This window comes from Bacillus sp. WC2507, from assembly GCF_052656125.1.
The window spans coordinates 1,453,315-1,467,039 of sequence record NZ_JBQXPN010000001.1 but is presented as its reverse complement, the minus strand read 5'-3'; the positions used below and the strand labels follow the sequence as shown (position 1 = coordinate 1,467,039).

The following is a 13,725-nucleotide window of genomic DNA, read 5'->3' as shown; positions in this document are numbered from 1 at the left end:
CTCCTAAATAGAATTCATCATTTGAAACATTGGCATAATCATCGCTAAATACATAAGAACAACTATCCCTCCAATACACGTAAATAAAATCGGTTGAATGATCACTAACATACGCTTAATTTTTTGTTCCATCTTTTCCATAATAAGATCGCTATAGTCACCTAATTCAATCGCCAAATTACCGTTTGCTTGTCCATGCGTAATAATATAAGAAAGTTCTTTCTCATAATATCCACTTTTAGCAATAATAGATTGCAACGGTTCTCCCGCAATTAATTGGCGTTCAATTCGTCCCGCTTCATATTGAAAGAACGGATGATATTTTTGCTCCATCATTATTGTTAGAGCCTCAAGTACTGATAGTCCGCCGTGTAATAAACCGCTCAATTGAGTGGCGAAATAATGCGAATGCTTTATAATAAGAAATGTTTTTATGAGGGGAATACGAAGCATAATTTTTACCTGTTGCATATGTGGGAGTTTCCGAAAGTAAAACATATATAAACTACATCCAATCATAAAGATAAAAATAGTACTAAACATCAGGTAGGGTAGTAGCTTAATTGTACTTAGTATTTGTTCTGTAAGTAACGGTGCTGTAGAACCAAACGAACTATATACCATGTCAACCTGCGGTAATAAAATGCGGTTAAAAACAAAAATCATGATTATTAAAAAGAACGCCAAAAACATAGGATACTGCATTATTTTCATCATATCTTTCCTATACTTAACCTTTTTATAAAGAAGTGCGCTCCCTTGTTGCAACGCAAAAGAAATATCACCATGTTGCTCGGCATAAAATAAGTAGCTTAACATCTCCTGATGAAACATTAATTGATGAAAAGAATCGTGTAGACTTTTTCCATCTTTTAATCCATCAATCATGCGCTGCAATTGTACTTTCTTTTCTAAAGGTAATTGAAACCGTAAAAATTCTAATGCCTGTAAAAGGGAGTATCCTTTTTCTAACAGTTCTCCTAATCGTTTCAGTAATACCACTTGATCACTTAAACTCCATATTTTCTTAAACATAAACATCCTCTTCTATAAATCCTAAAGCGTATCCTTTTCGTATCGAAGATTCTAATGTTTCATGCTTGTATGTGACACATTCCCCGTTTGCTTCTTTAATCGCTTGTTTTAACTCATATTCATATAACAACTCATAAATACTCGCTTGTCTTACCTGCCTCATTGATTTACATAAAGTTGAGCACTTTCTTTTGCAAAACGGACACTTCAATTCGACAAGTCGCTGTGCAGCTATAGCCAATAAAGATTGTTCAATCTCTTGCCTCGTTATGCCAAAATCCATAAATCGGAGTATCGCCCCTTTCGCATCCTTAGTATGAAGTGTCGTCATTACTAAATGTCCAGTCAAACTTGCTCTTATAGCTATTTTCGCTGTTTCTTCATCACGAATTTCACCGACTAAAATAATATCGGGATCATGACGTAAAATAGCCTTCAGTCCCGCCTCATATGTGATACCTGCTTTTTCATTTATTTGAATTTGTAATACATCTTCCTTTCTTTTTTCAACTGGATCTTCCAGTGTAACGATGCGACGTGTTTTCTTTTTTCTAATTACCTCTAATAATGCATACATTGTTGTTGTCTTTCCAGAACCTGTCGGTCCAGTAAATACGAGTAACCCATGTGAATACTGTAAAAAAGAGAGTAGTTTTTTCGCTGTACTTGGAAATAATGAAAGATGAGATAACGGCTGAATAGATGCTTGTAAATGAAGGCGAATAACGAGACTTTCTTGGTATACGGTTGGAAGCGTGGAAAGGCGTAAATACACTTCTTGTCCATCCATTTGTAAATACAGTGAACCATTTTGCGGCTTCCGCCTCTCCCCTATATCCATGGATGCTAAAAATTTAAAGTGTGAAACAAGTTTTTCTCCAAATTCCTTTTCAATGTATTGTTTCGTCATTAAATCTTTCCCTATACGCAGTTGAACCACTACATCCTTCTGCCGGGGTACAATATGTAAATCCGATGCTTGTACCCTACATGCTTCTTTCAAAATCATATTCGCAAAACTTTCAATTCCATTCATCATTTTTCCCTCCCCACTATGTATATAGCACGAAAAAACACATAAGAAAAATTGGAACTTTTGTATTTTCACCAGAGGGAAAAGGCAAAATATGTTTGTGAAATTATGAACAATTTCCGAATTATTGTCTGAAATTACCTATATGGAAGTTTATCTGTATTATAATGTTATTATCTTGGATAAAGTGATAAAGGTGGAGATCCTCATGGAACAAGCTTTAAAAATTACAGGTGTTTTAGCTGACCCAACTCGTTATTACATTTATAAATATATTTCTCAAAAACATAGTTACGTAACTGTACAAGAAATTGCAGATGAGTTTGACATTCATCCAAACGTAGCACGTTTGCATTTATCTAAATTAGAAGATGTTCATATGCTGAAATCGGAAACAAAGAAAACTGGAAAAGGCGGAAGACCAAGCAGATTATATGTATTATCTGAAGATGTTATCCAATTGCAATTTCCATTCCGTGATTATCAATTGTTAGCAAGAATAGCATTTAATTCTTTACTTAGCCTTGGCGCTGCTGGTGAAAAAGCGCTATACGAAACAGGAAAACAATTTGGGGCTGAATTAATGCAACAACATATGCAGCGTTTACATGTGAGTGAAGATGCTTTAACAGTAGAGCAAAAAATTCAAATTGCAAAAGAAGCCTTTTCGACAGCTGGCTTATCACCAGCATTTGAATTAAGTGCAGACGGAACAAAAATTTTCTATGATGTACACAATTGTCCATTTAAAGAAGTTGCTGTTCATCACCCAACTGAAATTTGCAATATGCACGGAGATATGATGAAAGGGATTTTTGAAATCCTATTCCCTAACACGGAATTAACACGAAATGATAGTCTACTAGATGGATGTAAATCTTGTAATTATAAACTAACAATTTAATTTTCCGTATAAAAAGAAGCCATTTATAAATGGCTTCTTTTTGTATGAACGAATATTTACAATAGTAAGAAAAATAAACTATAATGAGGAGAGGTTTACTTTTTTTAGAAAAGGAGGGAGATGGCATGGAGCGCATGTTTCGCGTTCTCGGCTTTTGGACTGGAATTTTCTCGGTTATGTTTTACGTAGGGGATATGCACTCGACCGCACTACTATTTTTAGGACAAACAGGATTCTTCGTACTTTTAAGCTATTTAAAATTAACAGAGCGTATGTATATATACGTATTCGGGGCATATTTAACTGTTTTCTTCATAGGATTTACATACTACACGACGTTTTTACTTGTCCCTGGAGCTGGGCATTAAAGATGGCATTTTGCCATCTTTTTTTAATTCCGCAATTTCCTAGTTGACTTATATGTTTTATTACCTTATATTCTATATAACAGATTGGAATTAGGGGGAATCAACATGAATACACTGCTTGTCGGAATTAACGTTGCAGTCATGATCATCTTAGTTGGCGTATTATATTATATGCAACGTAAGCATGTATCTTTTAATAAACGTGTATTTACTGCTTTAGGAGTCGGAATTATATTCGGTCTTATATTACAATTTATTTATGAGCCAACTTCTAAAGTAATTATTGAATCAAATACTTGGTTTGGCTTAATCGGTAACGGTTATGTGAAATTACTTCAAATGATCGTTATGCCACTTATTTTAGTATCTATTATTTCAGCATTTACAAAATTACAGTTAACGAAAAACCTTGGTAAAATCAGTGGTCTTATTATCGGAATTTTAATTCTTACTACAGGAATCGCTGCAGCTGTCGGTATCGCTGCAAGTGCAGGATTTGATGTATCTGCAACAGGCCTGCAACAAGGTGATGCAGAATCTGCTCGTCTGAAGTTAGTTGAAGAAAGATTTACTTCTATTGAGAAAACTACAATTCCAGATAAATTATTAGAGCTGTTACCTACAAATCCGTTTCTTGATTTAACAGGCGCTCGTCCAACATCAACAATTTCTGTTGTAATATTTGCAGCATTTATCGGTATAGCCTTTATAGGTGTAAAACGAAAATATCCAGAACAAGCAGAACTATTTAAGAAGATGCTTGATGCTGTATATGCAATCGTAATGCGTATGGTAACATTAATTTTACGTCTTACTCCATACGGCGTATTAGCTCTTATGGCAAAAACAGTTGCTGGTAGCGATATAAATGCTATTTTAAAACTCGGTAACTTCGTGTTAGCGTCTTACGTGGCACTTATCGTAATGTTCGTTATTCACTTATTATTAATTGCTCTATCTGGTTTAAATCCAATTCAATATTTGAAAAAGGTGTTCCCTGTATTAACATTCGCATTCACATCTCGCTCTAGCGCTGGTGCAATGCCATTAAATATTGAAGCACAAAAAGAAAAACTTGGTATTTCTGAAGGAATTGCAAACTTCGCAGCATCATTTGGAGTATCTATCGGACAAAACGGTTGCGCAGGTATTTATCCAGCAATGCTTGCAATGATGGTCGCTCCAACTGTAGGAATTGATCCATTACAACCACAATTTATTTTAACTTTAATCGCTGTCGTTGCAATTAGCTCATTTGGTGTTGCCGGTGTTGGTGGTGGTGCAACATTCGCAGCGTTAATCGTACTATCTACAATGAACTTACCAATCGGCATTGTCGCTCTTGTTATCTCAGTTGAACCATTAATCGATATGGGTCGTACAGCTCTTAACGTAAGTGGTTCTATGACAGCAGGTCTTATTTCTAGTAAATGGCTTGGTGAATTAGATCAAGATACGTACAATCAAGATGATACAAAAACTGGTGAAATTGCTTCATAATAAAAAAAGGGCGCTAACAAAAATGTTAGCGTCCTTTTTCATTTCTTTCCATCTTCTTTATCTTTTAAACACAAGGCATAACATATTGTCTCAAACACTATGTATAATCTTGTTCTTTATACTTCATCTTCATCCCCTTACACATAGAAAAAGAGAATACAATAACATATTCTCTTTTCTCAAATATATTTCATTATCTCACAGCCCGTCCTTCTCACAAATAACCATTTTGTTCGCACCATTTATGAAATTGTCCTACATCTACTCCAACTAGCACGATATCCTTTAGCTCTACATCAATGATTTGTTCTCCAATTACAATAGCAAACTGCGATTCTAATTTTGTCTCGCTGTTCTTTACAATTCCAATTCGGTTCCGATGCGGTCCATCTTTTATATATGCTTTTTGTCCTACAATATCAAAGTTCAAGATTTTCACCTCTTTTACTGCGCTCAAATTGGAAATACGATCTCCACCTCGGAAAATTTCCTTTCATTGCACTATTTCTCTATATATATGACGAAACAATAAAAGAGTCCTTCCTTCTTTACAATTATTTTTTCTTTGTTTCATTTTTGTGATTGAAACGTAAAGTTTATAATAAAATACACTTGGAAGCGCTTTCTATGTAATTTTTTATGTTATAATATAAAAGTAGAACTTCGTAAAGAGGGTTAAAAAATGAATACAAAAATGATTAAAAAAGTAATTGAAGCATTAAAAGTATATGGCTTTCAGGATGTATCATTCTGTGACAAAACGAAGCAATTTTTATTTCATAACGAAACCGATATTATGAGCGGCTATGCAGAAATAACATATAGTAGTCAATTTGAAAAATTCAACGTACAAATTCATCCGATTGAAACGCATCACCAAGCAGAGTTACAAGAGGTTGAAAGACATATACAAGCCTGTATAAGAAAAGTGGAATATTTAAACGCTCTTCTTAGCGGACAAACAAAACTAAATGACAAAATTATTATAATGTAAAAAAAGAACGTGATAGCCTCACGTTCTTTTTTTACATTATACGTTCATCTTTTCTTTCAGTTGTAATCCTGTCACAGATTCTAATGCATCTATTGCTTCTCCAAATGTCATATCAAAAACTGTCTTCTCTTCTATGTATGGAAATTGTCTAAAGCGTTTCTCTAACATTTTCACAGCGTCCGACGTAAAGTGTGCACTATCAATGCCAAATTCTGTTTCAAGAAGAACGATCCAATCTAACACATGAAAACCTAATCCATTTACGAATGAAATAAGTTTTTTTTCTGGCTTTGAAGATAAGAATACGTGTCGTTCCATCTCATCGAAAAGTTCTTCACCTAAAACTTCTGCTAACTCATCATCATGTTCGCGTTCAATAATCTCTTCATAACCGTAATCATCAACAAGCTCTTCTACTTCTTCACCATCCGCAAAAAGCAATTGACTAAGAATTGCATCTTTCTTAAATTCACTGTTTTGTACAACTTCTAAAAAACTCGTTTCCCAACCATTTTCTAATTTCATATTATATACTCCTTTATATACGGTTCTTATCATCACTGTACCCAAAAGATCACTTTTATAACCTTTTAGGTAGTTACTATTATTTCACATGATTCATAACATAAGATGCAAATCCAGCTGCATCTCCTTCAAAAATATTTATTTCTGGCAAGTGATAGAACGTTGTTTGAAGCGGGTTTCTTTCATGATATACATATATCTTTTTCTCTAGCGCAATCGCCATTCCAAACTCTGTATGGCTCCCGTTTCCGCCATCTAATATAAGTAAAAAGACATCCGCTTCTTGAATAGCATTCTTTTCTGCCAGACCAATTTCTCTTAATTGCTTTTGATTCACTGCCCTTTCATTTCTTGTCCAATCATATGTATGATGCCAACCTGCATGTTTCAGTTCATTTGCTATAGAACGTACAAGGTGTTTATTTTTGAATCCCGAGGCGATATAAAAATTCATTTATATACACTCCTTCTTGATGTACGGGAAACTCCGTTTTAGTGTTACTTGCTAAATATAATAAAAAACGAATCCAAAAAAAAATCCCCATCTTTAAAACTTATTTGCGTTTAAATGATGGGATGCTTCATGATCTTCTTTTATTTTTTGCTTTTTATAACTTTCATCAGCTAACATTTCTAGTTCAGCTGTTATCTCTGATTTTTCAAGCTCTCTTTCTTGCGAAAATTTCCTTGAAATATAAACAATAACACTACCAACGTACAACACAAAGCATATAATAAGTGCAGTATTTTCATAGAGACTTAGCTCCAACACAGTCACTCCTAATCCATTCGTATTTTCACGCTTCATTACTTGGAATTTCCCTACTAACCATTTGTTACCCCGCTATTTGAGGGCAGTAAGCCCCCCCACCTCAACATTCAGCGAAAACAAAGAAGTTAGGTGGGGGATTAACTGCCCGTTAAAGCCCGATTGGTTCAACTAATAATCAGTGGGGGTAAACCTCCCACTGATTAAAGTTTCACTTTATTGTAACATAAAAACACCGTTTCTTGGAATCTTTCAACCTACTAAAAGAGACATGATTGTTTCATCATGCCTCTGAAATATGGTGAATGATTGTTTTAATCGCTTCTTTTCCATTATATTTTTTTAATGCGGTTTTATACGCCTCATTATTATGAGATAACTCTTCAACATGCTTTATAAGAGAATTCACAGTCACATCTTCTTCATACAATACCGAGGCATATCCTTGTCTTTCAAATGATTCTGCATTTAGTATTTGATCTCCACGACTTGCAAATTTCGATAGCGGAATTAAAACCATCGGCTTTTGCAATGTTAAAAACTCAAAAATGGCATTGGACCCTGCACGTGAAATAACAAAATCTGTTATCGCCAATATGTCTGGTAGTTCTCCATGTACATATTCAAATTGTCTATATCCTTCTTTATTTTGTAAACTTTCATCAAGATTACCTTTTCCGCAAAGATGAACAATTTGATACTTTTTCAGAAGTTCTGGTAACGCTTCTCGAACCGCTTCATTAATTTTCTTTGCGCCCAAACTTCCTCCCATGATTGTAATAACTGGCTTTTTACGTGAAAAACCTAAAAACGCTAAACCTTTTTCACGATTTCCCCTTAGCACTTCTTCACGTACAGGAGATCCTGTATAGATTACTTTTTCTTTCGGTAAATGTTTCGCAGCTTCTTCAAATGTAACAAATATTTTCGAAGCAAAACGGAGCGCAATTTTGTTTGCTAGTCCTGGCGTCATATCGGATTCATGTAATAAAACTGGTACGCGATTTAGCCACCCTCCAATTACGACTGGTACAGATACGAAACCACCTTTTGAAAAAATTACATCTGGTTTTAGTTTTCGAATCCTTACATACGCATCCATAACACCCTTCATTACAAGAAAAGGATCTTTTATATTTTTCAAGTCAAAATAACGGCGTAGCTTTCCGCTGGCGATACTATAGTACGGAATGCCTTCCTTTTCTATAATCGTTTTCTCAATTCCTTGATGAGAACCAATATAAGAAATATCCCAATTCTGTTCTTGTAAATGTGGAATGATGGCTAAATTAGGTGTTACATGTCCGGCCGAACCGCCACCTGTAAAGACTATTTTCTTCATACGTCTCCCCCTTCTAGATTATAATACACTAAAATATCTTGCCTCGGGGTGAGAAAATACCATAGCCGTTACAGATGCTTCTGGCTCCATCATAAATCCTTCCGTTAATGAAATACCTATTTCCTCTGGATGAATTAAGCGAAATAGCTTTTCTTGATCTGCAAGTTCTGGACATGCTGGATAACCGAAGGACACGCGTATCCCTCTATATTTCGTACGGAAACGTTCTTCCATCGTCAGTTCTGGTGAATCTGGAATGCCCCAGCGATCACGAATGAGCATATGTGTTTTTTCAGCGAGTCCTTCTGCTAGTTCAAGCGCTAACGATTGAATGGCATGACTGCGTAAATAATCACCCTTCGCTTTCCACTCTTCAGCAATGTCCCGAATGCCTTCCCCAACCGTAACAGATAGGAAAGCAACATAGTCCATCTCATCTCCAATTGGTCGTAAATAATCACCTAAAGTACGATATGGTGCTTTTCCTTGTCTTGGGAATGTGAAACGCTCTATCATACGCGTATGATCTTCTGGATCATATATTACAATATTTTGTCCGTCGCTTTGCGCTGGGAAAAACTGATACACTGCTTTCGGTTTTAACCAAGATTGTCCTTCCTGCAATAATTCGTCTATTAAATCATTTAATTCGTGTGCTCTTTTATCTCCCTCTTGCAAAAGCTTCTTCACATTTCCTTTTAATCCAAGGTGATGCCCAAGTAGCATTTGTCTATTTAAAAATGGAGCGAGATGCGCAACTGGAACATCTCGTAATACAATTCGTTTTGTTGAATCAGGTATCATAACCTCAGCCTTCGGTAATGGCTCAATTACTGCTGGAATTTCTACTTTCTTCTCCTCTTTTTTTACGATATGAAGATGACGCTCTTTTTTATCTTGTTTCATCTTCTCGCGCTCTTCTTCTTTTTGTAGCTTATTAATAATATCGAGCCCCGTCATCGCATCACTCGCATAACATACGAGTCCTTTATATGATGGTGAAATACGATTATCTGTAAACTTTCTCGTTAACGCTGCCCCGCCTACAACGATTGGAATATCAATATTTGCCGCTTGTAAATCTTCAGCAGTCGTTACCATTTGTTGAGCTGACTTTACTAGTAAACCAGAAAGACCAATTATGTCAGGCTTCTTCTCTTGTACTTCTTGAACAATTCGATCCGAGCGAACATTGATTCCTAAATTAATAATCTCATATCCGTTATTCGATAAAATAATTTCAACGAGGTTTTTCCCAATATCATGTACGTCACCTTTCACAGTTGCTAATAATACTTTCCCTTTTTTCGCACTATCGCTAGATTCCATATATGTCTCTAAATAACTTACGGCAGCTTTCATACTTTCAGCACTTTGCAATACTTCAGCAACGATAAGCTCATTATTATTAAATAATCTTCCCACCTCATCCATTCCTGTCATAAGTGGGCCATTAATAATATCCAAAGGTTTTCTTCCTTCTGTAAGTGCGAGGCTTAAATCTTCTTGTAGCCCTTGTTTCGTACCTTCTACAATGTAATTTGCCAGCCTTTCATCAATAGTTAATGTTTCTTGGATAACGACATCTTTCTTTTTTGCCGCGCGATAAAAATTTGTAAATTCTTCTAACGTCTCTTGCGTCGTTTCAAAAAGCAATGCATCTGCAAGACGTTTTTCTTCTTCCGTAATTGACGCATAGCGCTCTAATTTTTCAGTATTCACAATCGCGTAATCTAATCCAGCTTTCGTTGCATGATATAAAAAGACGGAATTTAATACTTCGCGTCCAGCTGGTGGTAAACCAAATGATATGTTACTTACACCTAAAATCGTTAAACACTCTGGTAATGCTTCTTTAATAAGGCGAATTCCTTCTATCGTCGCTGCCGCCGAGCCAATATATTCTTCATCACCTGTACCTACAGGAAATACAAGTGCATCAAAAATAATATCTGACGGGCGTATACCATATTTCGTCGTCAATAATTCATAACTTCTTTTCGCAATTTCGAGTTTTCTTTCCGCACTTACTGCCATACCTTCTTCATCAATTGTTCCTACAACAATAGCGGCACCATATTTTTGGAGAAGAGGTGTCACTTTTTTAAATCGTTCTTCTCCATCTTCTAAATTAATTGAATTGATAACAGCTTTTCCTTGAATATAAGTAAGAGCTCTCTCCATCACATTTTCATCTGTTGAATCAATCATAATTGGTACTTTTAATACTTTTGTAACTTCTGCCAAGAAATTTTCCATATCTTCTATTTCATCCCGGTCCGGGTCTGCCATACAAATATCAATAATATGAGCATTTTTCTTCACTTGCGCTCTTGCGACTTCAGCAGCCTCTTCAAATTTCCCTTCTGCTACTAATCGTTTAAATTTACGTGATCCAATAACGTTTGTTCTTTCTCCAACAAATAACGGCCTCATAGAATCATCATATTGTAGTGCCTCTAATCCACTAACACCATGTCCATCTCGTTCACGGTGTTCACGCGGCTTCAGAGACGCTAACGCGGATTTCATTGCTTTTATATGTTCTGGTGTTGTGCCACAACAACCACCGATAATATTAACCCATCCTTCTTCGGCAAATCGCTTCACTTTTTCGGCGAGAGAAGATGGAGATTCATGATAATGTCCATCTTCATCAGGAAGGCCTGCATTTGGATAACAAGAAATGTAACACTCCGATAAATCAGATAGTGAACGAATATGGTCTCTCATAAACTCCGGACCAGTCGCACAGTTTAACCCAACCGATAACGGCTTCATATGTTCTATCGATAAGTAAAAAGCCTCAATTGTTTGCCCAGCCAGAGTCGTTCCCATCGGTTCAATCGTTCCCGAAATCATAATAGGAACAATTGTATTTAGTTCATCAAAAGCTGCTTGAATTCCAATATAAGCTGCCTTCACATTACGCATATCTTGACTCGTCTCAACGAGTAATACATCAACTTCTCCATTCAATAATCCTCTTGCCTGCCGTGTATAGGCTTCAATTAATTCTTCAAACGTCACACCACCAGTAACACTAATCGCTTTCGTTGTCGGCCCCATTGCTCCCGCAACATATACTTCCTTCCCGCTTTCTATAACAGCTTGCTTTGCTAAACGTGCTGCTTTCTCATTTAGTTCCTCATCTAAATGAGACAACTCATAATCATTTAATACAATATTCGTCGCCCCAAATGTATTTGTTTCAATAATATCCGCACCAGCTTCAATATAAGCTTTATGAATCTTTAAAATGACATCAGGCCTTGTTTCTACTAAATATTCATTACAGCCTTCGTACTCTTCTCCTCCGAAATCTTCCGCAGTTAAGTCCTCTTGCTGGATCATTGTCCCCATTGCACCATCTAATATTAAGATGTTATTTTGTAATTTTTCTTCTATACGTTTCATCAATTAATACCTTCTTTCACTTCTTGCTTTTCTCTCACATATTTAACAAGGTGTTCTGTAATTTCATATTTTAGAAATGGTGTAATAAGATAAATGCCGTTAAAATATTTCATCGCCGCATCAATTAGTTCTTGTGAAATGCGAATTCCTTCCTCAATTGCTGCCTCTTTCGTTTCATGTCCATCCATTCTCTCCCTTATTTCTTCAGGTAGCGTAATTCCTGGCACCTCAAAATGAAGAAAATCTGCATTCCGTTTACTTATTAATGGCATAATCCCAATAAAAAGCGGTTGTTCCAAATGTTTTGTCGCTTCATACACTTCTTCCATTAACGCGACATCGTAAATCGGCTGAGTTAAGAAATATTCTGCTCCAGCATCTATTTTCCGTTCCATTCGCTTAACCGCTGCTTTTAAATGTCTTACATGCGGGTTAAACGCACCTCCCACTGAAAATCTTGTTGCTGGACCTATTGATTTCCCTAAAATAGAGCGCCCATCATTCATTTCTTTAATCATTTTAATGAGCTCAATAGAGGACAAATCATATACAGAAGTGGCACCTGGAAAATCACCAACACGTGCTGGATCACCAGTTAAAGCTAACACTTCTTCCATACCTAACGCTGATAGGCCTAGTAAATGAGATTGTAGTCCGATGACGTTATGATCTCTACACGTTAAATGCGTCAATACTGGAATATCATGCTTCGTTAATAATGCTCCCATTGCCATATTCGAGATGCGAGGCGATGCTAATGAATTATCTGCTAGAGTAATAGCATCTGCTCCAGCTCTTTTCAATGCTCTTGCGCCTTCAAAAAACCGCTGCGTATCTAACGTTTTCGGTGGATCTAATTCCACTACTACTGTCGTTTGTTTTTTTGCTTTCTCTGCTAAAGTGACATGAGCTTTTGAACGTTTCTCATGTGTATGAACTACTTTTGGTCTTTGAATCGTATCCTTTTCTATTACAGGCGTAACATTTAGAGTAGCACGTTTCATACTTTCAATATGTTCTGGAGTCGTGCCACAACAACCACCCAATAACCGAATACCTTGCTCAATAAATTTCGGTGTCATCGCTTCGAAATAAGCCGGACTTCCTTCATATACGTAACGTCCCTCCACATAATTTGGAAGACCTGCATTTGGATATGCTGACAAGTAGCCATTTTGAGGAATCGATATCATTTTAAAAGCTTCCGTCATATGAAGTGGCCCTAGTTGGCAGTTCAATCCAACAACATTTGCACCGTAATCTAATAGCTGTTTTAATATTTCATTTACATCATTTCCATTTTGAGTCGTACCTGCCTCATGTAACGCTAATTGAGCTACAATTGGAATATTCGTTTGTTTTCGTAACACCTGAACAGCATGAAGTAATTCAAACTCATCATAGAAAGTCTCTAATAGCAGTCCATCAACCTGTTCTTCTAATAATGCACTTGCCTGTTCCAACAACATAAATTCTCGCTCCATATCAGTTGTCGTAACAGCTCCGATATGTTTCATACCGCCAATTGTTCCTAAAATTGCATTTTTGTCGGTAACAGATGCTTTCGCCAGTTTTACTGCCGCTCTATTAATTTCAGTAACTTGATTTTCTAAACCATACATACGTAATTTTGCTTCATTTGCTCCGTACGTATTTGTTTGAATCACATCTGCCCCAGCAGCTACATATTGCTTATGAATCGATATAATTAAATCTGGATCAGATATATTCAATTCTTCAAAACTACTTTGCAAACCATGTGAATGTAATAACGTCCCAACCGCACCGTCACCTATTACAATTCCTTTTGACAATAAATCTAGTAATTTCACAAATCT

13 protein-coding genes are annotated in these 13,725 nt (G+C 36.1%); 4 read left to right on the top strand and 9 right to left on the bottom strand.

Annotated elements, in window-relative coordinates:
- Window positions 1-3: 3 nt before the first annotated feature.
- Together comGB and comGA are read right to left on the bottom strand one after the other, a co-directional pair.
- Window positions 4-1,035 carry a competence type IV pilus assembly protein ComGB gene (comGB, locus tag ACUN28_RS07840; protein ID WP_016086288.1) on the bottom strand — a complete coding sequence of 344 codons (1,032 nt, stop codon included), beginning with the start codon at window positions 1,033-1,035 and terminating at the stop codon, window positions 4-6.
- Window positions 1,028-2,071 carry a competence protein ComGA gene (gene comGA, locus ACUN28_RS07835; protein WP_033659772.1) on the bottom strand — a complete coding sequence of 348 codons (1,044 nt, stop codon included), beginning with the start codon at window positions 2,069-2,071 and terminating at the stop codon, window positions 1,028-1,030. The genes comGB and comGA overlap by 8 nt, the downstream gene beginning before the upstream one ends.
- Before the next feature lie 205 nt (window positions 2,072-2,276).
- Between comGA and ACUN28_RS07830 the strand changes: the two genes are divergently transcribed.
- From ACUN28_RS07830 to ACUN28_RS07820, 3 genes are all read left to right on the top strand, one after another.
- Complete coding sequence (locus ACUN28_RS07830; RefSeq protein WP_016086286.1) at window positions 2,277-2,972, top strand: helix-turn-helix transcriptional regulator; 696 nt, start codon at window positions 2,277-2,279, stop codon at window positions 2,970-2,972.
- 125 nt (window positions 2,973-3,097) lie between these two features.
- The gene (locus ACUN28_RS07825) at window positions 3,098-3,340 is read left to right on the top strand and encodes a DUF2626 domain-containing protein (RefSeq protein ID WP_000440713.1); all 243 of its coding nucleotides are present in this window, start codon (window positions 3,098-3,100) and stop codon (window positions 3,338-3,340) included.
- Window positions 3,341-3,445: 105 nt separating this feature from the next.
- Window positions 3,446-4,840 carry an L-cystine transporter gene (locus tag ACUN28_RS07820; RefSeq protein WP_016086285.1) on the top strand — a complete coding sequence of 465 codons (1,395 nt, stop codon included), beginning with the start codon at window positions 3,446-3,448 and terminating at the stop codon, window positions 4,838-4,840.
- A gap of 214 nt (window positions 4,841-5,054) precedes the next feature.
- Here ACUN28_RS07820 and ACUN28_RS07815 read toward each other — a convergent pair whose 3' ends face one another.
- On the bottom strand, window positions 5,055-5,270 hold the full coding sequence (locus ACUN28_RS07815) for a DUF3912 family protein (protein WP_001008334.1): 216 nt from the start codon (window positions 5,268-5,270) through the stop codon (window positions 5,055-5,057).
- Between the two features lie 252 nt (window positions 5,271-5,522).
- Here ACUN28_RS07815 and ACUN28_RS07810 point away from each other — a divergent pair, with 252 nt between their 5' ends.
- Window positions 5,523-5,834: a hypothetical protein gene (locus ACUN28_RS07810; RefSeq protein WP_016086284.1), complete on the top strand. Its 312-nt coding sequence runs from the start codon at window positions 5,523-5,525 to the stop codon at window positions 5,832-5,834.
- 36 nt (window positions 5,835-5,870) lie between these two features.
- Here the strand turns inward: ACUN28_RS07810 and ACUN28_RS07805 are convergent, their stop codons facing one another.
- The 6 genes from ACUN28_RS07805 to ACUN28_RS07780 form a co-directional block, all read right to left on the bottom strand.
- The gene (locus ACUN28_RS07805; protein ID WP_016086283.1) at window positions 5,871-6,359 is read right to left on the bottom strand and encodes a hypothetical protein; all 489 of its coding nucleotides are present in this window, start codon (window positions 6,357-6,359) and stop codon (window positions 5,871-5,873) included.
- A 79-nt stretch (window positions 6,360-6,438) separates the two neighbouring features.
- The gene (locus ACUN28_RS07800; protein WP_016086282.1) at window positions 6,439-6,813 is read right to left on the bottom strand and encodes a nucleoside 2-deoxyribosyltransferase; all 375 of its coding nucleotides are present in this window, start codon (window positions 6,811-6,813) and stop codon (window positions 6,439-6,441) included.
- Between the two features lie 93 nt (window positions 6,814-6,906).
- Entirely contained in the window at window positions 6,907-7,167 is a 261-nt protein-coding gene (locus ACUN28_RS07795) for a DUF3966 domain-containing protein (protein WP_000817964.1), read from the bottom strand.
- Between the two features lie 244 nt (window positions 7,168-7,411).
- On the bottom strand, window positions 7,412-8,470 hold the full coding sequence (gene murG, locus ACUN28_RS07790) for an undecaprenyldiphospho-muramoylpentapeptide beta-N-acetylglucosaminyltransferase (protein WP_016086281.1): 1,059 nt from the start codon (window positions 8,468-8,470) through the stop codon (window positions 7,412-7,414).
- 18 nt (window positions 8,471-8,488) lie between these two features.
- Complete coding sequence (gene metH / locus ACUN28_RS07785; protein WP_016086280.1) at window positions 8,489-11,887, bottom strand: methionine synthase; 3,399 nt, start codon at window positions 11,885-11,887, stop codon at window positions 8,489-8,491.
- On the bottom strand, window positions 11,887-13,719 hold the full coding sequence (locus ACUN28_RS07780; RefSeq protein ID WP_016086279.1) for a bifunctional homocysteine S-methyltransferase/methylenetetrahydrofolate reductase: 1,833 nt from the start codon (window positions 13,717-13,719) through the stop codon (window positions 11,887-11,889). The genes metH and ACUN28_RS07780 overlap by 1 nt, the downstream gene beginning before the upstream one ends.
- Window positions 13,720-13,725: the final 6 nt, after the last annotated feature.

Coding starts and splice junctions, on each gene's coding strand:
- ACUN28_RS07825 (WP_000440713.1), top strand. CDS start 3,098: ATGGAGCGCATGTTTCGCGTTCTCGGCTTTTGGACTGGAATTTTCTCG.
- ACUN28_RS07820 (WP_016086285.1), top strand. CDS start 3,446: ATGAATACACTGCTTGTCGGAATTAACGTTGCAGTCATGATCATCTTA.
- ACUN28_RS07830 (WP_016086286.1), top strand. CDS start 2,277: ATGGAACAAGCTTTAAAAATTACAGGTGTTTTAGCTGACCCAACTCGT.
- metH (WP_016086280.1), bottom strand. CDS start 11,887: ATGAAACGTATAGAAGAAAAATTACAAAATAACATCTTAATATTAGAT.
- ACUN28_RS07805 (WP_016086283.1), bottom strand. CDS start 6,359: ATGAAATTAGAAAATGGTTGGGAAACGAGTTTTTTAGAAGTTGTACAA.
- ACUN28_RS07810 (WP_016086284.1), top strand. CDS start 5,523: ATGAATACAAAAATGATTAAAAAAGTAATTGAAGCATTAAAAGTATAT.
- ACUN28_RS07795 (WP_000817964.1), bottom strand. CDS start 7,167: ATGAAGCGTGAAAATACGAATGGATTAGGAGTGACTGTGTTGGAGCTA.
- comGA (WP_033659772.1), bottom strand. CDS start 2,071: ATGAATGGAATTGAAAGTTTTGCGAATATGATTTTGAAAGAAGCATGT.
- murG (WP_016086281.1), bottom strand. CDS start 8,470: ATGAAGAAAATAGTCTTTACAGGTGGCGGTTCGGCCGGACATGTAACA.
- ACUN28_RS07800 (WP_016086282.1), bottom strand. CDS start 6,813: ATGAATTTTTATATCGCCTCGGGATTCAAAAATAAACACCTTGTACGT.
- comGB (WP_016086288.1), bottom strand. CDS start 1,035: ATGTTTAAGAAAATATGGAGTTTAAGTGATCAAGTGGTATTACTGAAA.